Raw genomic sequence first — 20,047 nt, forward strand, 5'->3', positions numbered from 1 at the left:
GAAATTCAACAACGGCAGTACTCTGGCATGAATACAATGAACAAAAATCAAATCACCGAAAAACCCGTCTCAGTCTGGCAACGTTATCTGACTTATTTTTTGTGCGGGATGATTAATATTCAGCCGGTGCTGGCAGATGTGATAGTCGATAACAGTCTGCACAATACATCGGTGAATGCCGCCGGGAACGGGGTTGAGGTGATAAATATCTCAACGCCAAACAGTCAGGGACTGTCTCATAACCAGTATCAGCAGTTTCATGTTGATCCGCAGGGCTTAATTCTTAATAACTCAACTGAGCAGCTGGCGCAGTCAGAGCTGGCAGGCTATCTGACCAAAAACCCGAACCTGAACGGGCAGGCAGCCAGTGTGATTTTAAATGAAGTCACCGGTGCGACCAGCAGTCAGCTGCAAGGCTACACCGAAGTGTTCGGTCAGGAAGCGCAGGTGATTCTGGCCAACCCTTATGGCATTACCTGTAGTGGCTGCGGATTTATCAATACACCCAGAGTAACGCTTTCGACCGGTACACCACAATTTGAGGCCGATCAGCTCAACGGGTTCAACGTCTCACAGGGCAGTGTCATTATCGATGGCTTGGGTCTGGACGGCACCCGCCAGACGTATTTCGACATCATTGCCCGTACTGTCAAACTCAATGCTGCAATTCATGCCAATGACCTGACCGTTGTAACCGGACAGAATCAGGTGAGTTATGAAACCAATCAGGTGACGGAGAAGACTGACAGTCCGGCAGATGACCAGCCTGAACTGGCGATTGATTCTTCTGCGCTTGGCGGTATGTATGCCGGGCGGATTGCACTGATCGCGACGGAAGACGGCGTTGGTGTCAACGCCGGTAATTTGTCTGCTTCAGCCGGGGAGATACAGATCAGTGCTGACGGCAAAGTTACACTCGGTGCCAGCAGTGCGAATACCAGCCTGACGGTTACATCCACTGATGATGTCAACCTGTCAGGCAGTCAGTTTGCCAATCAGCAGGTTGCGATCAGCGGGCAGTCCGTCACGGCAACACAGGCGACGATTGCCAGCGGCAATCAGATTCAGCTTAACTCCGACACATCCGTCACACTTGATCAAAGCAAAGTGATTGCCGGTATTGATCAGTCCGGCACTGTACAGGATCAGGCAAACCTGACGATTCAGGCCGGTCAGCTGGCTGTCAATCAAAGCCAGCTGATTTCTCATGATCAGCTGACAGCAACCGCCGCAACGGTTGCGACAGACAGCGACAGTTTAATCAGCGGAACCACGACCACACTCAATCAGCTTCAGCAGCTTTCAAATCAGGGGACACTGGCAGCATCCGGTCAGCTGAATATCAGCGGGACACACACCACCCTGACCGGCGAAGGTCAGGTGAATGCTACCACAGCCAATATAACCGCCGATCAGCTCACGCTGGACACGACATTCAATACCGGCACGATGACAGCACAAGGTCAGGAAACGCTGAAAGTCACAACGCAGGGAACTGTCAGTGCAGCAAACAGCCTGACCTTGCAGGGACAGGCACTGACACAGCACGGGACGGTGCTTTCCGGTGGCAGTGCAACCCTGACCGGTGAAACCACGGTGCTTGGCGGAAAAACGATCGCCGGTACACTGATGATCAACGGAGGGAACACAACCGCTTCCGGGCAGGTGACAGCAACCGGACAACTGCAGCTGAATGCGACCAGCCTGGCCCTGAACGGCACGGTTCAGTCCGGCAACGATGCGCAGCTGACGGTTACAGATCAACTGACGGTCAGTGAAGACGGCCAGTTGCTGGCTAATGATCAACTGAACGTTGAGACCGGAACACTCAGCCATGCCGGTATCATTGCCGCAGGGGGTGATATCGGGATCAGCGGGGAACAGTTCGTACTTAATGGCGGTATTCAGGCTTCTGATGATGTCACTCTGAATGCTTCAAAAGACATTGTCAGTCAAAGTTATGTGGCTGCCGGTCAAAACCTGACGATGACCGCAGATTCCCTGACCAACAGCGGTCAGCTGAGCGCCGGTCAGGCAGCATTAATTCAGTTAAATGACGGACTGAATAATACCGCCGGTGGTTTAATTTCCGGCCAGAATACCGGCATCAGTGCAAAGCAAATCCAAAACAGCGGACAACTTCAGGCGCTGACGGCAATGGGGCTGACCGCTGAAGCGCTGAATAATTCAGGCATTCTGGTTGCCAGTGATCGGCTTACCACCCTGATTAGCGGTCATACCACCAATCAGGGGCTGATCTTATCCGACGGCACCCTGAATCTGTTGACGGGCAGTCTGACGAATCAGGCAAAAATTGTCGCCAGTGAACAACTGGTGATTGCTAAAGATGGTGCATTGAATCTTAGTGACAGTGTCACAAATTCCGGTGTGATTGAATCAAAGCAAAATTCAGTCAGGATGTCTGCGTCTGAGATTGAAAATAACAATCAGATCAGCGCCGGAAAATATATCCGGATCCGGGGTGGTCAGCTCAGCAATGAAGGCGAAATATCAGCCAAATCCAGCACGCTGGTTTCTTTGAGCGGTGCGCTGACAAACAGCAGTAGCGGCTTGATCTCCGGAAATTTAACCCATTTGAATGCCGGCAGTGTCGATAACAAAGGGCAATTGCAGGCAAAAACTGCGCTTGGTGTGTCAGGACAGACGGTTGAGAACAGCGGCGCAATGGTGGCACAAAATGATGTGACCATTTCTGCCGGAAATAAAATGACCAATACCGGCCAGGTTCTGTCCGGAAATTCTATTCACTTATATGTCGATGAACTGGATAACCAAAGCGCGGTGATTGCCAACCAGCAACTGGTGATTGCCGGGGATCTTACCGGGCATCTCAGCAGCAGCGTGGTGAACCATGGGTCGATTGAATCCCGGCAGGGGGACGCTGAGATTTCCGTCGCGCAGCTGACGAATGAAGCCGGACACCATATCATGGCCGGTCAGAACCTGACGATTGATTCAGAAACACTGGATAACGCCGGAGAACTGTCTGCCGCGCAGGGTAAACTTCAGTTATCAGCCACTCAGGCCGTGATCAATCAGGATGAGGGGCTGATTTCCGGGAATTCTGTTGCACTGACAGCACCGTCACTGGAGAACCGGGGCCAGTTGCAGTCATTGTCAGATATGGAACTGACCCTCAATTCATTTGACAACACCAGCTCGCTGGTTGCATTGCGGGATCTGATCCTGCGGATTTCCGGGTCGCTGACCAACCACAGCAGTATCGCATCGGGCAATCAAATCAGCTTACTGGTCAATACACTGGAGAACAGCGGTACCGTTACAGCGGGCAGCCAGTTACTGGTGGCGAAAGATGAGAGTCAACACCGCGCGACAAGTCTCACCAATACCGGCACGATGGAATCCCAGCAGGGCGATGTACTGCTGGCAGCGGAGCAAATCACCGGTCAGGGCACTGACAGCCGGATCACGGCAGCACAAAATCTGACACTTCAGGCGGATACGCTCAACAATGACGGAGAAATTTCTTCCGGCGCACAAACGCAGCTTACGCTCGATAGCCAGCTGACCAGCAGTGGCCTGATTTCCGGTCAGGCGATGACCATTGAGTCGGCAAACATTGATAATCAGGGCCAGTTGCAGTCGTTGACTGATATGGGGCTGACGGCGACGGCCATCAATAATGCCGGTGTACTGGTGGCACTCAATCACATCAGCGTGCAGGCGGGTGAGTCTGTGACCAACAGCGGTCATCTGTCTGCGGGCGGTGACATCAGCTTACTGACGGATCAGCTGGAGAATCAAGGCAACATCAAATCGACCGGTCTGCTGCTGATTGCCAAAGATGCAGAGCAGTCGCTGATGACTTCTGTGGCCAACAGTGGTGCGATGCAGTCACTGGGTGGTGATGTGATCATTGCTGCAACGGATGTGGCGAACCAGACCGCAGACAGTTCAGTCAGTGCCGCAGCAAACCTGACTGTTCAGGCCACGAACCTGACCAATGCCGGAGAAATTTCATCTCAGGAGGAAACCCGCTTAACGCTGGCTGAAAAGCTGACCAACAGTGGCCTGGTTTCCGGACAAAATACCACGATTACCGCGCCGGAAATTGAAAACGAAGGTCAGTTGCAGGCGCTGGCAGACATGGGCCTGACGGCAGACGCACTGCAAAGCTCCGGTGCGCTGATTGCGCTGAATAACCTGACGGTTCAGGTCGCCAACAGTGCCACCATCAGCAAGCTTTACGCCGGGCAGGATGCATTCGTTCTGACGCCGGATTTGACGCAGAAAGGTGACTTTATTGCCGGGCGCAATCTGCTGATTGCAGCCGACAGCGATCAAACCCCAAACCTTTATCATCATGAATCCGGTCATCTTGAAGCCCGGACCGGCAATCTGGAGATTCTTACACAAAGTAGCGTTTCACTGGGAACCGGTGAACATATGATTGCCGGAGACAATCTGACAATTCATGCCGCAGCACTCAATAACAGCGGTGATATTTCTTCTCAGGGAACAACGGAACTGACGCTGGATGGTGAACTGAAAAATTATGCCAGTGCGCTGATTTCCGGTCAGAGCACCCAAATCACATCAAGCCAGACGCTTAACTACGGCCAGATGCAGGCGCTTACGGATCTGACACTGACAACCGGTTCGCTGGATAACCGGGGCGCGATGATCGGACAGCACGACCTGACTGCACAGGTTGCCGGCATGCTGACCAACCGCGGGAGTTTACTTTCAGGCCATCAGGCCAGCCTGTTTTCGGCGCAGCTGAATAACAGCGGGAAGATTGTCGCCGCGCAGGACATTGTGATGGCGAAAGATGAAACCGGCAACCGCAATGATCAGATCGTCAACAGCGGTCAGATTGAGTCTCAGTCCGGCTCTGTTTCACTGGCGACCACTCAGGCCGGTAATACCGGCAATCTCAGTGCCGGCAAAGACCTGACACTGGCAGCGGATACGCTGACCAACCGGGGGGAAATCTCCGCAAAAGGCCAGGCCCGTCTGACGCTTGACAGCACACTGACCAATGCCAGTCCGGGGCTGATTTCCGGCGGAAGCCTGACCCTCAGTGCCAGCCAGATTCATCATACCGGTCAGTTCCAGTCACTGGCAGACCTGGGCCTGACTGCTGATTCAATGGATGGTTTCGGCGGCATGGTGGCGATGCAGAATCTCACCATGCAGGTCCGGGGCGAGGCAAAAGTGGGCAATATTTCTGCCGGGCATAACGCCCGCCTGTTTGCTGGCCGGTTGACTCATCGTGGCAATATTGTTACTGGCAATGATCTGGACATTGCCGGGTACAGCGGCGGCAGCCGGACCCGTTTCTCACACAGTGGCGGTAATATTGAGTCCCGCAACGGGGATGTGGATATCTTAGCCAGCGGTACGGTCAGTATTGGTTCCGGCGAAAGAATTTCAGCGGGAGATAATCTGACGATCAGAGCGAATGAAGTCAGTAACCGCGGGCAGATTGCTTCCAAAGGTCAAACCAAACTGAAACTCGACAGCAGGCTGATCAATGCTTCCGGCGGGGTCATTACCGGCAGAAACACTGAGATTGAAGCCCGCACTATTACCAATGCCGGTTATCTGCAGGCGTTGTCAGATATGGGGTTGACGGCGGACTCGCTGGAGAGTTCCGGCGCAATGGTCGCGATGAAAAATCTGACCGTGGATGCCGGAAATACACTGACCACCACCGGACAGGTTTCTGCCGGTGGTACGGCCGCGTTGCTGGCTGATCATGTGACCAGCCGGGGCGATGTGATTGTTGGCGTGAGCCTGCTGATCGCGAAAGATCAGAGTAAGGCTGCCAGCAGCAGTATCAGCCTTGAAGGCGGGCATATCGATGCCAGCCGCGGCAGTGTTGAGATTGTGACCAGCGAAGCACTGACACTGGCATCCGGCCAGCAGCTTTCTGCCGGAACCGGGCTGAAACTGGAAGCCGCAGGGCTGACCAACCACGGTGAAGTTTCCTCGATGGGTGAGACCAGCATCACTTTAAGTGGTGATCTGAATAATGCCGCTGATGGCTTGATCTCCGGAAAAGATACTGTCATTGAAGCGGAAAATATCACCAATGCCGGTCAGATGCAGTCACTCAATGACCTTGGATTAACCGGGGAATCTCTGGTGAATACCGGCTCTCTGGTCGCACTGCATGACCTGAGCGCACAAAGTACCGGTGGCGAACTGACCACAACCGGCAAGGTCACCGCAGGCCATAATGCGCTGCTGCTGGCTGACCAGCTGACTTATGGCGGCGAGGTGACGACCGGCAATGACTTAGTGATTGCCAAAGATGAAAGCGGTGCGCGTAACAGCAGCCTGATCCGCAACAGCGGCAGCATTGAAGCGGGTAGCAACCTGATCATTGCCACACAAAGTGACATTACACTGGGTTCCGGTGATCGGTTTGCTGCCGGGAATAACCTGGTGCTGGATGCCGCTTCTCTGACCAATGATGGTGAAGTGTCATCAAAAGGTGTGACGCAAATTACCATTGACGGCGCACTGACCAACAACACCAGCGGCCTGATTTCCGGCCAGAACACCAGCATCACCGCGGGTGGTGAAACTGTCAACAAAGGCCAGTTACAGGCAGAAAAAGATCTCAGCCTGAAAACCACCTCACTCAATAACCAGGGCTCGATAATTGCGCTGGGGAACCTGTTAGCGGATGCCGGCAGTCAGATCGATAATCAGGGGTTAATCTACGCCGGGGCAAACGGCTACCTGTACGCAAATAATCTGACGAACTTCAGCGATATTATGAGTGGTCAGGATCTGGTGATTGCCGGCAGCGGCGGTGGCAGCAGTCAGAAGCTGACCAATAGTTCGGCCACGATTTCGGCGGGCGGGAATCTGACGATTTCGGCCAGTGTGGTTGAAAATATCCGGACTGAGCTGGAAGTTTCAGAGCCTGAAGAAACTGACCTGACCGGAGATATTCCCGGTGGTGGCGGGCAGAGTTATACGGTCATTTTCGGCGGTAGTATAAGCTCTGATTCTGAAGGCAGTACTCACTGTCGCGATAGCGAAAGATCTGAACATTGTACATCATCAGGTGGTTCAAGTGCAGGCCATATAGTACAGGTAGAAAATGGTCCAACATTGGAGAGCTACGAAGGTGAATCGTGCCGTACTTATGGGAAAGCAGGTGATCGGAATGAAATTTGTCATAGTGTTACCTTATACAAAGTAACCGGCAATACAGAACATTCATTCATCGCATTTACGAAAAGCCAGACACTTGATCATGCTTCTGCCGCGGGAAGAATTTTGTCCGGGGGTGATCTGACGATTCAGGCTGGTTCAGTGATGAATCAGGTCAGCCAGATCGCCGGAAAAAATGTGTCTGTTTCTGCCAGCCAGCTGACTAATGAAGGGTATGAATTTGCAGAGTCTACCACCTACTACGATTATAAGCTGACGAAGGAAGAAGGAAGCAGTTATACCTACAGTTTGGTGAACATCCGGGAAGAGAATGCAGAAGAACCGACAATGCTGCAATCTTCCATTACCGCCAGCAATAATCTGGCGATGAATGTCACTAATGAGGTGAATAATTCAGTTATTGATGGCAATGCAGGTTCCGGCTCTGTTGGCGGAGGTTCGCAATCTATCCGGGCAACCAGCGGCCCGGGTGCCGTCAGTCAGTCAGTTCAGGATACGCATCATAACACCACTACAGGCGAATCATTACAGACGGTGTCCGGTGGCTCAACCTCTGCCGGGCAGGTGCTGCAAACCAAAGACATTTCTCAGGATCGCTTCAGTATCAGTCAGGCCGCAGAAAATACCACGGATACAGAACAGGTTCGCCTGACCAGGGATATTGCGCCGGAAGAAATCGGGACAAAAAATACTCAGGGACCGGCTCAGGATGCAATTACATTGCAGATTTCCCAGCAATCAACAAAAGATCTGTCCGCGATTACGCCGAATCAAAAAGGGACTGCATCATCTTCCGGGACGGAGATGAAACTTACTGAAATTCAGGGCGTGAGCCAACCGGAGATTAATCTGTCCGGCAGCAACAATGTCGCATTTCCTGACTTCCGCCTGCCGACTGGTCCGAATGGATTGTTTATTTATGGTTCCGGGCCGCAAAGCAATTATGTGATCGAAACCAATTCTTCACTGACTAATCTGGGTGAATTTGTCGGGTCGGATTACTTTGCCCAACAAGTGGGATTCCGGCCTGATCTGAATGTGAAATTCCTGGGTGACGCCTACTACGATACCCGCACGGTGTCTCAGGCCATTTTTGAGCAAACCGGAAAACGTTATCTGAACCAGAATGTCGGTACTGATCTGGCGCAGATGCAGCAACTGATTCAGGGTGCCGCAGAAGAGAAAACTGCCCTGAATCTCAGTGTCGGGGTTTCTCTGACCAAAGAGCAGATTGCCAGCCTGACCCATGACATTGTCTGGTACGAAAAAATTGAAGTGAACGGCAGGCAGGTGCTGGCACCGAAGCTGTATCTGGCTTCCGCTTCAAAAGAAAATATCTCCGGTGGCGCCCTGATCGCCGCCGGAAATAATCTCGGCATTCAGGCCGGTTCAGTGACTAACAGCGGTGAAATTGAAGCACAGCAAGCCTTACAGATCGTCAGCACCAATCATATTGTGAACCAGAAAGGGGGTTCAATCAGCGGTGGTGATGTTTATCTGAACAGTCTGGAAGGCAGTGTTATCAACCAGACCAGCAGCCAGAAACATGATTATGGGAATGGCTGGATTGATACCAGTATTGGTAAACAGAGCACGATTACAGCGACAGATTCACTGGCTGTCACGGCGGCGCAGGATATTCTCAATCACGGTGCATCCATGACTTCCGGCGGTGATGCGCTATTGAAAGCCGGTCAGAATATAGATTTCACTACGATTGAGAACGAGATCAAACAAACAGTTCACAGCACGACGGCTTCCGGCAGAGATTCAACTGAGGTAACGCATTCTGTCACACATCAGGGTTCAACGGTAGATGCAGCTGGTGATCTGGCGATTGTGGCCGGAAATAACCTTCATGCGACAGCTGCCACAATTGCCGCCGGAGGAACTGCGCAGCTGGTGGCCGGGCAGGATTTGATTCTGGATACGGCGCAAAATATCACGGAAAACCGGACGCAGGCTAAACGTGAGCTGCATATCCACAACACGCTGACCCATCAGGGTACAAAGGTTTCCGGCAGTGATGTCATCATGAGTGCCGGTCACGATATGACACTGACTGCGGCGCAGATTGATGCCAGCGGCAGTGCGTTATTAAAAGCGACCGGTGATGTTACGGTTGCTGCGGCCAGTGACAGTGAATATCGTTACGACCAGAAAACGAAGAAAAAATCCTTCGGCCGCTCAAAAACCACCATCCGGGAAAGTATTCAGGAAACGGTCAAAGGGACGCAGATTAACACCGGTGGCAACCTGACCATCTCCGCGCAGCAAAACGACCGGATGAAGCACCCGGATGGCGGCAGCAGTATCAATCTGGTTGGCTCTACCATAAAGGCACAGGGAGAAGTCACTCTTCAGGCCAGTGGTGACGTGAATCTGGTCGCTCAGCAGTACCGGGATTATTCCTACAGCCAGACTATCAAAAAAGGCTTTGGCGGTCTGACCGGCAGCAACAAGGGCAGCCTGTCAGATGCGACGCTGCTGGAAAGCACCAATACTATTGCCGGTAGTCACGTTAACATGGATTCCGGCCATAATATTGACGTGGTTGCCAGTAACGTGGCCGCAGGTGGGGATGTGAACCTGCAAGCCATGAATGACGTGAATATTACGGCAGCAGATGTGTTGCTGAACACCAAAGACTGGGATGAAAAAACCAGCCTGTTCAGCGGGGGGCACTTCCTGACGATGGAAGCTGACCGGGCGGGCCAGCAGACCACCACGGCTCAGAGCAGCCAGATTCAGTCCGGCGGTGATATGACCGTGCATGGCGGTCGTGTCGCGATCACCGGTTCGCAGCTGTTTGCCGGGCAGAGCGCTTCTGTTACCGCAGATACCGGCGATGTGGTGATTCAGTCGGCAGAAAATACCAGCCAGAGTTATAAAGAGCATGAAAAAACCACAGTCGACCTGTTCAGCAGCCTGATGAATCCGGCGGGGGCGATTAGTTTCTCCGGTGGTCAGGTTGGGATCACTATTGCCGAAGCCACCTACGACAAAACCCGTCATGACAGTGATGTGACCTCGCAGACCGGTTCGGCGATTGTCGCTAATCAGGGGGTCAACCTTGCTGCGGTGGGTGATTTAACCGTCGCAGGCAGTCAGGTCGTTGCCGATAACGATCAGGATGAAGATGGTGATCTGAACATCAGCGCAGAAAATGTGGTGGTGAAAGAGAGCACTTCACATCGCCGGGATCAAAGCGATGAACTGCATGGGAAAGCCGAAGTCAGTCTGGTGGTGCAGCATCAGGCAGTACAGACGGCTAACGCTGTGAAGGCATTGCAGGCATCGGTCAAAGCACTCAATAAAGCCAGACAGGATTACAAGCAGTACAAAAGCCAGCTGGTCTCGCTGAAATCTACGTTATCCGGCCTGAAGGCGGATCTGGCAGAGAAAAAGCCGGGTGTAAGTGAAGAAGATATCGAAGATCTGGCGGATTTGATAGATGATCTTGAGAGTGACAAAAAGTGGTATGTCACCAGCATTGCGATGGCAACAGAAGATGTGGCGGCAAAACGGGTATCTCTCGCAAAACAGGCTTCGACGACCTATAACAGTGCATTCACTTACGGATTTAACGCTGGATTACATCTGGATATTGATGTGACCAAAACCAGTAGTGACAGCCAGCAGAGTACGTCGCAGGGCTCATTGCTGTCAGGCAATAACGTTCATATTCAGGCGGGCAATGAAACCGGCCAGTCAGCCACAGTACAGGGGTCGGCAATTGCGGCGAAGCATGATTTGAGTCTCTCCGGCCATGAGGTGAATCTGCTGGCGTCGACCGATCAGAGCGAAAGCGCCAGCCAGAGTAAGTCAGCTCATATCGGTGCTTCGATGACGGTGTATGGCGCTTCTGGCGGTGGGATCAATCTCGATGCCAGCTACAGCCGGAATGAAAACAGCAGCCGTTCGCAAACCCATACTAACAGCACGCTCAATGCAGACAATATTCAGATTGTCTCGGCAGGTGATACCAATGTCAAAGGGGCGACTGTCCGGGCAGAAAGTGAGCTGACCATGAATGTCGGCGGTGATCTGAACGTGGCTTCAGTGCAGGATCATCACTCATCCAGCAGTAAGGGACAGTCCATCAGTGGTGGTGTGAGTCTGACCGGCGCACAGGCTGAACAAGGCAGCCATGTGATGAGTGATACCAGCAATGCAGGTACGCTGACTGGAGTGAATGGTGGTTTCAATGTGTCTAATGGCCGCGATCGCAGCCGTGAAACCGTGCTGACCAGTCTGACTTCCGGCGGTACGGCCAATATCACCGTCGGCGGCAATACGGATATCAAAGGCGCCACCATTGCCACCACTGATGCAGACGGCAAAGACACCGGCGAGCTGACGCTGAAAACCGGCACCCTGACATATAGCGACCTGAGTAATACCAGCTTCAACAGTAATATGAGTGCCGGTTTCAGTACGGGGGCTGCAATTGGTGACGTTGTGAATGAAAAGACCGGTGAGACAGAAACCCAGGTCAGCATCGGCAGCAACACCACTTCAGCCCAGTTAAACGATAGCTCGGATTATCACAAAGGCAAAACGCTGGCGACAGTGGGACAGGGTAGTTTAATCATCGGCGATGAAGCAGGCAGCGACGACACTACCGCGCTGAACCGGGACGTGGAGAATTCAGAAACCGATTTGTTCACAGTGAAACGTCAGCAGGGAGACTTTGATGTCACGATTGACCACCGGTTCTTCCATGAAGAAGGGCGGAATGAAATCGCGCATGATTTGGAAAAAGAAGGTGAGATAGCTGAAGACGTTGCCAGTGCCGTCAGCAAAGTGGTGAATGATGAACGCTTCTCGGTGGTCAACAACCTGTTTGAAGTTCTGGGTAACAATAAAAAGCTGACGATGCTGAATACGGCACTGGAAACTGATCCAGCTTATCAGGATCTGGTGAGCCGGTTGCAAAGTAAAGATGACACTGTGTCCGGCAACGCGCGTAAAGAGCTTTTCCAGATTGCGTTGGAACGGTTCGGGCTGACCCGGCAGGATCTGCACTTCTACGACAGTACACAAACGACCTCGACAGCACTGAAAGACAGCATCCTTGGTGATGTGAAGGCAGCGACTGTCACGGATGAAAACAGTGCGCTTCAGGGCACCTCGTTTATCGATACAGCCGGGGATGATGAAGTAACCCGTGATGATGTCAATCAAAGTATGGGACAGGAGCTGGCGCGACAGGAAGAAATACAGGGTCAGGATGATTTCCACCTGTTTGATCGTAGCGAAGGAGAAGCGGATGCGGTGGCAGAAGCGATGGCAGCGCAGTTTGCCCATCGTCTGGAACATGTGACCGGTGCGGATCAGGATTATGGCTCAGGCAACAACTACGGTCAGGCGTTGCGGGAGAATACAACCCTGGTGAGTGCGGGAACACAGGTTGCCAATCAGGTGGGGAATGCCACGGTTGAATACCGGCAGCTTTATGTTCAGGAAGCCCGGGTCATTTTACAAAATGCCGCCACTTATGCAGAAACGCATGGGATAAGTGAGACAGAGGCGAAGAAAGCACTCTTTCAGCAGGCATTACTTCAGGTAGATCAAACCTGGGCGTCACAGTCACATATTCAGGAAAATCCGGAGGCCAGAGAAGCGCTGTCAGCAATTGCAGCGCAGCAGGATGGCGATGTTCATGAATCTGCTATAGGGCAAAGCTTCTGGGGGCTATTGGGTGCAACATCCAGTCCTTACTTCCAGGCTGCGAATCAGGCGATTTATGAAGACAGCGGCATCAATGCCCGTGAAAATGCTCAGATTGAAGGGGGCGCTGCAGGTGAAGCTAATCCGATCCGTCAGTATGCCACAGCAAATGGTGAAGCACCGGTTGATGTGACATTGGGTGAAGCCGCAGATTCAGCTTATGATCAGGTCACAGGGACAGCAAAGGCAATTTATGAGGCAGTGAGCGAAGATCCGGCTGGTGTTGCAGAGCAACTGGCTGGTGCAGTTGTGGATAAAACAAAAGAAGTACTGGCTGACCCCGGTGTGCTGCTGCCGGAGGAGAATAAAGGAAGCGCCGGTGACAGACAGCTGGCCGCAGAACTTCAGGGAGAAGAGGAAAAAGCCCAACAGGAAGCGGGTAGCCAGTTCATCGAAGATGCAGTCAGCCTGATAGGGAGCCCGGTCGCAGCGAAGGGAGAAAAACTGGCGGGCGAGCTGGCGATAAAAGGTTTGGCTGAAGCGGCAGAAGAAGTCACTCAGGCAGCCGGTAAAGGTGCAGTTGAACTGGTTGAGTCGCAGGCAGGTAAGCAACTGGGACATGGCATTGATGTCGGAGATATTGGTAAGCTTGCTGATGATGCAGTCGGGGATGTTAGTAGAGAGTTATATAGAAAGGATGGACGAGAGCCAAGTGAGATTTTTGGTGAAGGGTTTCAGCCATGGAAACCTAACGCAAATGTATCTATAGAAAACTATGTTAATTTTAATGAGCCAAGTCAGTATGTAGGAACTTCAAAAATACCTGTAGGAGCAACTGAGGTAAATACTCAAACAGGGCAACCGGGTTATCTGTATATTATTGATGATCCTGGGCATGGAATTGATGTTAATGAGGTATATCCTAGCAACCCTTTCTCACATGAACAAGAAATAGCGTTTCCTGGAGGTATTGATTCATGCAGTATAAAAGGTTGCATTCCAATTGACGGTAACAATAATCCTATTGGCGAGTTTATTGCTAATCCAAACTTTGAGGAGTAAATCTGGTGAAATTTTCGAGAACAGTCTTACTGGCTAAAGGAAGTGAAATTGTTGGTGAAATAGAACTGAACTGTTCAGTGGTTAAAAATACTGTATATATATCATATATAGATAGTTTTTCGGAAAAAGGGAATAAGAATAGCTCAGGTTTTTTCTATGCATTAGCTGAAATCAGAGAGGATTACAGTGAAAAAGAATTAGTACTTTTATGTAAAGGATCTCAAGAATCAGTATTCCCGGGAGGACTGACTTCTGAAAGTTCATTCGGAGAGTTAGCCTATGAAATGGATGATATTATTGGAGAGCCAAAAGTGGTTAATATCTTCGATAGTATTGGGATATCGGATTTAAAATCAGTTGCCAGTATTGAAGAACAAAAGCTTAAAAGGCTAAATATCATCAGAAGTAAGCAACAACCTCAACAGTTCAGGTGAGACGCGACTGTTCATAAGAGACTGTTCATAATTCTGTGTCACGTCCATTTTATGAGACTGTAAATCCAGATAAGGGGCGATTCAGCCCTCGAAGTGGATGCTCAGCTGAGAGAGCGTCAGGTTCCTGTTTTGCACAGGATGCGTCCACTTTTCGCTGGCCTTTAACATACCTGCATACAGCAGCTTGAGCAAGCGGGTTTCATTGGGGAACCCACCCTTCGATTTGGTTAGCTTGCGGAACTGGCGATGAACGGCTTCCAGCGCGTTGGTGGTGTAGATAACCCGTTGGAAAGACTGTTCATAATTCTGAATCAGCCTGGCTGGCATCAATCCTCTCCTGACAAACCCGCGCCACAACCTCCTTCAGCTTCACCACTTCCCCCGCCAGGTAATCCAGCTCCTCAATGGTGATTTCAAAATGCTCTGAATACCGGGCTTCAATATAAGCCCGTTGTAGGCCCCTGTGTGTCAACCTGCTATTGAACCACCCGCTTTTGAGATAACATACAAATCAGGGTGAAAAAGGAGTTCATGATGCCAAAGAACACAACGGTTGAGCCGCAGGTCAATCCCTCTCCGGAGCTGGAAAAGAAAACCCGCCGTGTCTTTACGACCGAATACAAGCTTTCCATTATACAACAGGCTGATGCCTGTAAACATGGCGAGATTGGTGCCTTACTCCGGCGGGAAAAGCTTTACTCAAATCAGCTTTCACAATGGCGGAAAGAATTCGCTGAGAACGGCATCAAAGGGCTCGAAAAATCAGCCCCCGGTCCTGCGTCAGCAAAAACTCCCGAGCAAAAACGCATTGAGCACTTAGAGAAAGAGAACGCCCGTCTTCGTCATCAGATTGAGGTAAAAGACGGTTGTCTCTCGCTCCAAAAAAAAGCCTTGGCGTTGATAGAAGCAATGGAACAAGAGAACAAATCATGACGCTGGCGCAACATCCCTTACCTGTATTTGTCTCCCAAAGGGAGACTGTTCATAATTCTGTGTCAGCCTGGCTGGCATCAATCTTCCCCAAACAAACCCGCGCCCCAAGCCCCTTTAGCTTCACCACTTCCCCCACCAGATAATCCAGCTCCTGTCCGGTGATTTCAACATGCTCTGAATACCGGGTTTTGATGAGATGCCACTATCAGTGCATCATATGCGTACTGATTTTTTCAAGCGCCCGGGTCAGCGGAGAGATTTGCTCCGGAGGAAGCGGGATCGATGTGCGGACAGGGGGGATCACGAGGTAAGCCATCCCGCCGCCATACGGGGTCAAGGTACATGCAACGACGCCGTCACTCAGCTCAATACAAAGACTGTCGAGGTCAATAGAAAGCAGCAGCTTTTTCAGGGCATTGTCTGCATTGAAAGCGGACAAAAGTTGCGTACCAAAATCTCCATTTACTTTCCCGGTAAAAAACCGCCCCGGCCCCCTTTGAATACAATTTTTCCCCGGGATGAATGGGGCGTTGGGTGAGACAGCACGATATTCATCATACATGTGCCTCCCATCCAGCGCTTCATGACCCCCAGCTTTGCAAAACACCAAAGACTGGGATGAAAAAACCAGCCAGAGTTATAAAGAGCATGAAAAAACCACAGTTGACCTGTTCAGCAGCCTGATGAATCCGGCGGGAGCGATTAGTTTCTCCGGTGGTCAGGTTGGGATCACCATTGCCGAAGCCACCTACGACAAAACCCGTCATGACAGTGATGTGACCTCGCAGACCGGTTCGGCGATTGTCGCTAATCAGGGGGTCAACCTTGCTGCGGTGGGTGATTTAACCGTCGCAGGCAGTCAGGTCGTTGCCGATAACGATCAGGATGAAGATGGTGATCTGAACATCAGCGCAGAAAATGTGGTGGTGAAAGAGAGCACTTCACATCGCCGGGATCAAAACGATGAACTGCATGGGAAAGCCGAAGTCAGTCTGGTGGTGCAGCATCAGGCAGTACAGACGGCTAACGCTGTGAAGGCTTTATCAGCATCGAAAAAGGCCCTGAATCAGGCCAGACAGGATTATAAAAAGTACAAAAATCAGCTGGTCTCTCTGAAAAATACCTTAGCCTCACTCAAGGCTGATCTGGCCGCGCAGAAACCGGGTGTTAGTCAGGAAGATATCGATGAGCTGGCCGGGTTGATCAGTGATCTGAAAAGTGATGAAAGCTGGTATGTCGCCAGTATTGCGATGGCGGTGGAAGATGTCGCGTCTAAATCCACGGCACTGGTGCAACAATCGGCCAGTGCAGGTCAGAGTTCGGCAACGCTTGGTTTTGATGCCGGATTACATCTGGATATTGATGTGACCAAAACCAGTAGTGACAGCCAGCAGAGTACGTCGCAGGGCTCATTGCTGTCAGGCAATAACGTTCATATTCAGGCGGGCAATGAAACCGGCCAGTCAGCCACAGTACAGGGGTCGGCAATTGCGGCGAAGCATGATTTGAGTCTCTCCGGCCATGAGGTGAATCTGCTGGCGTCGACCGATCAGAGCGAAAGCGCCAGCCAGAGTAAGTCAGCTCATATCGGTGCTTCGATGACGGTGTATGGCGCTTCTGGCGGTGGGATCAATCTCGATGCCAGCTACAGCCGGAATGAAAACAGCAGCCGTTCGCAAACCCATACTAACAGCACGCTCAATGCGGACAATATTCAGATTGTCTCGGCAGGTGATACCAATGTCAAAGGGGCGACTGTCCGGGCAGAAAGTGAGCTGACCATGAATGTCGGCGGTGATCTGAACGTGGCTTCAGTGCAGGATCATCACTCATCCAGCAGTAAGGGACAGTCCATCAGTGGTGGTGTGAGTCTGACCGGTGCACAGGCTGAACAAGGCAGCCATGTGATGAGTGATACCAGCAATGCAGGTACGCTGACTGGAGTGAATGGTGGTTTCAATGTGTCTAATGGCCGCGATCGCAGCCGTGAAACCGTGCTGACCAGCCTGACTTCCGGCGGTACGGCCAATATCACCGTCGGCGGTAATACGGATATCAAAGGCGCCACCATTGCCACCACTGATGCAGACGGCAAAGACACCGGCGAGCTGACGCTGAAAACCGGCACCCTGACATATAGCGACCTGAGTAATACCAGCTACAGCAGTAATATGAGTGCCGGGATGCATACGGGGGTCGGGATTGGTCAGTCCGTCAATCAGGAGACCGGAAAAACAGAAACTACAGTCAGCGCCGGTTATAACACCAGCTCTGTACAGCTGAGTAACACCTCCGGTTATCACAAAGATAAAACCCTGGCGACCCTGGGTCAGGGTAGTTTAATCATCGGCGATAAAGCAGGCAGCGACGACACCACAGCATTGAACCGGGATGTGGAGAATGCGCAGAGAGACCTGTTCAGCGTCGAGCGCCAGCAGGGGAACTTTGATGTTTCGATTGACCACCGGCTGTTCCATGAAGGGGGACATCAGGCGATAGCGGAAGATGTGAAACGTAACGAAATCACCTTCGACAGCATCGCAGATGCAATGGATGATGATAATCAGAGCGTTGGCCTGACCGGGAACGAAGAGGGTAAGGACGGTGTACTGGATCATCTTGAGCACAAGCATGATTTCTTCACGGCGACGAAGAATTTTGTGACTAGTGAAAACGAAGCGCTGGTGAAAACACTCAATGATCCGAATGCGACGCCAGCGCAGAAACAGGCGGCCTACCAGTCCCTGACGGCTTCGATTGCCACGCAATTCGATCTGACCCCGGCACAAGTCATGATGGCCCTGGTCAGTCAGGACGGTAATCTGGCGCAGGGGGCTTATGGTGATGGCAAGATCTTCATCAATGACTTAATGCACTTCAATCTGACCGATATTGTGAACTCAATTGGCCATGAAACGCAGCATTATCTGGATGATAACCTGCTGGCAGATAATGACAGTGAGAGGTTTGAAGCCAACCGGGAAGAATATGCGAATCTGATGGGAGAGGCGACGGCCGATTATGTCAGCTTTAACTTTGAGAATTCAGGTTTTGGTGAGTTTGGAGGATTTAACCTGCAAAACGGCACCGCAGGCAGTGAGTTAATTAAAAACAATACCCAGACGTATGAAACTGTGCGGGATACGACTGGTGTTGATTTCCGGATGCCAAATGATAATGAGTTAACGATCATAGATAAGCTCGCAGGTAATGACGAAGCCCTGAAAAATAAGCTGACCAGTGCGGCTTGTGCTTTGGTTCACTGTTCGGCTGAATTTGCACCGGGAACAGAAAAATATAAGGAGATGAAAGCCCTTGAGGAAGCCGGGGCTGTTTATAAAGATGCTCAGCAGGTCTTGCTGAATTATAGCTTTACACAAGCTCAGGTGTCTCCGAGCCTCGGTGTCACAGTTGACCATCAATTCCAATACAGCCCACAGGATGCGAATGCCGACAGAACAAGTGCCGGTATGGATGCGGGTTATGAAAATATTGCTCAGGGGTTCAGAGACCACTATGGGCTGAATGTGACGGCAGAGCAGCTTAAGCAAGGGGTCAATGTGACCGGAAGTCTGATGGCTGCATTTTCAGCGGTACTCGGAGATAAGTTTGTTGCTGCAGATGTTCAGAAACTGGTGAAGAACTCTGGGGTATATCAGAAGCTGAAGGGGATTACGGGTATCGGGGAGGCCGGGGTCTTATCAAATGGTTCTCGTCCCGATTTTTATGTCGGCTCTGATGGGGCAAACAGTACATTACCTGCAACCGGATATCGATATGATCGTTATCTGAATGATGATGGAACAGTCAACGAGTGGGGACAAAAGATATTAGAAACCGGGGAAGGCAGAGCTACTTATATTGGGTTTGATAAGTTAGAAACAGGGCAGGAAGTCCGGGATGCTTTTCAGATTAAAGGAAAAGATAAGGTCAACTCTTTAGATCCAGAAGACGGCTCATGGAGTGATGGTCGCATCAGAAGTGAGTTTGACACCTTACAGCTGTTTGATGATCAGGGGCAACCACAGTTACGTGTGCCAGGCATGTTCGGGGACACAAGAAAAGATCTGCCGGAACCCATTACCGAAGCGTATCCTGAATTTGGTCAGGGAGGTAAAGCACAGCTACACGCCGATGGTCAGACTTTGAAGTATGAGCATTCTGAAGTGCTTCCTGAGGGCAATACAAAATCGGTTTCGTCTGAAGGCAGTATTGGAAAAAGTGATCAATCTTCAGAAGTCGGCTCCGGAACAGTGCTGTACGATAATAAGCAATATCTGGATACAACGACACCAGCAGGAATTGAAGTTCATCACGGGCAGTATAGTACGGCGATAGGTAGTGATAATAAAACAATGGGAAATTATCAGGTCGCAGCAGATACAGGAAATGGTCATAATGTCATAGTACATGGCTCCAGACCAGACTATGATGAACAGGGTGGGATTTTTCAGGTAACTAATGATGTCAATAATCTGGAGTCTTATCCAACCCATACACAGCAAATTGTTGATGCTGTATTGAGTAATCCGAATTACAAAGCTGGTTCACCTGTATGTTTAGGATCATGCTGGAGCGGTTCGAACGGAACAGCGCAGCAGGTTTCAAATGCGCTTAACGCAACGGTGACTGCACCAACCCGGCCAGTGAGATTTGATACAGTTACAGGACAGTGGGTACAAATGTCTGATAAAATGATGGAAGAATATCATTTCGATTTGATACATATTAAACCAGAAATGAAAACATTTACTCCAGAAAATAACTAA

6 protein-coding genes and 1 pseudogene are annotated in these 20,047 nt (G+C 51.1%); 4 read left to right on the forward strand and 3 right to left on the reverse strand.

All coding sequences use genetic code 11. From position 1 onward, the window contains the following. Positions 1 to 36: 36 nt before the first annotated feature. Positions 37 to 13,911 carry a two-partner secretion domain-containing protein gene (locus OC443_RS20980; RefSeq protein WP_262021784.1) on the forward strand — a complete coding sequence of 4,625 codons (13,875 nt, stop codon included), beginning with the start codon at positions 37 to 39 and terminating at the stop codon, positions 13,909 to 13,911. Positions 13,912 to 13,916: 5 nt separating this feature from the next. Beyond that, positions 13,917 to 14,345, forward strand: coding sequence for a hypothetical protein (locus OC443_RS20985; RefSeq protein WP_073586681.1), 429 nt, complete (start codon positions 13,917 to 13,919; stop codon positions 14,343 to 14,345). An 81-nt stretch (positions 14,346 to 14,426) separates the two neighbouring features. Here the strand turns inward: OC443_RS20985 and OC443_RS20990 are convergent. Both OC443_RS20990 and OC443_RS20995 read right to left on the reverse strand, forming a co-directional pair. Further along, a pseudogene (locus OC443_RS20990) lies at positions 14,427 to 14,627 on the reverse strand (transposase); the annotation flags it as partial. A gap of 16 nt (positions 14,628 to 14,643) precedes the next feature. Then, the gene (locus OC443_RS20995; protein ID WP_159440405.1) at positions 14,644 to 14,817 is read right to left on the reverse strand and encodes a hypothetical protein; all 174 of its coding nucleotides are present in this window, start codon (positions 14,815 to 14,817) and stop codon (positions 14,644 to 14,646) included. Positions 14,818 to 14,876: 59 nt separating this feature from the next. Between OC443_RS20995 and OC443_RS21000 the strand changes: the two genes are divergently transcribed. Next, a complete protein-coding gene (locus tag OC443_RS21000; RefSeq protein WP_143169484.1) occupies positions 14,877 to 15,278 on the forward strand; it encodes a transposase in 402 nt (133 codons plus the stop codon). Positions 15,279 to 15,483: 205 nt separating this feature from the next. Here OC443_RS21000 and OC443_RS21005 read toward each other — a convergent pair whose 3' ends face one another. Next, entirely contained in the window at positions 15,484 to 15,840 is a 357-nt protein-coding gene (locus OC443_RS21005) for a DUF3156 family protein (RefSeq protein WP_073586683.1), read from the reverse strand. A gap of 34 nt (positions 15,841 to 15,874) precedes the next feature. Between OC443_RS21005 and OC443_RS21010 the strand changes: the two genes are divergently transcribed. Next, entirely contained in the window at positions 15,875 to 20,047 is a 4,173-nt protein-coding gene (locus tag OC443_RS21010; RefSeq protein WP_262021785.1) for a hemagglutinin repeat-containing protein, read from the forward strand.

Source organism: Vibrio quintilis (genome assembly GCF_024529975.1).
Taxonomy (GTDB): domain Bacteria; phylum Pseudomonadota; class Gammaproteobacteria; order Enterobacterales; family Vibrionaceae; genus Vibrio; species Vibrio quintilis.